The following is a 300-nucleotide window of genomic DNA, read 5'->3' as shown; positions in this document are numbered from 1 at the left end:
GAAAATTGTAAACATAGTTGCGTTCGTAAATAGCTTCATCTAAACGCTGCTTTTTATTACTCATGTGACAACCTTCTTCCTACCGATTTATCAGCAACGTTATCCCTAAACGTTTTCTCATGTGTTATCATTAGAGTAACATGTTTAGGAGGTGAAATCTACATGAGTCAAACAATGGCGCAATTGCCGTACCATTATGGGGTTAAAGTCCGCGTTTTTCCATCCAATCAGCAAAAGCAGTTAATCAAACGTAACAGTGACGCAAGTCGTTTTATTTATAACGAAATGAATGGCATGAAT

Annotated in this window: 1 protein-coding gene; it reads left to right on the top strand. The window is 37.0% G+C overall.

Annotated features, from left to right (window positions below; genetic code table 11):
* Positions 1–162: 162 nt before the first annotated feature.
* Positions 163–300 (top strand): helix-turn-helix domain-containing protein (locus KTE19_RS06010; protein WP_217341857.1); only part of this gene is annotated, 138 nt, incomplete at its 3' end.

The organism is Lentilactobacillus dabitei (assembly GCF_019061365.1).
GTDB lineage: Bacteria > Bacillota > Bacilli > Lactobacillales > Lactobacillaceae > Lentilactobacillus > Lentilactobacillus dabitei.
The sequence above is the reverse complement of the archived record's forward strand: the minus strand, read 5'-3'. Positions and strand labels throughout refer to the sequence as shown.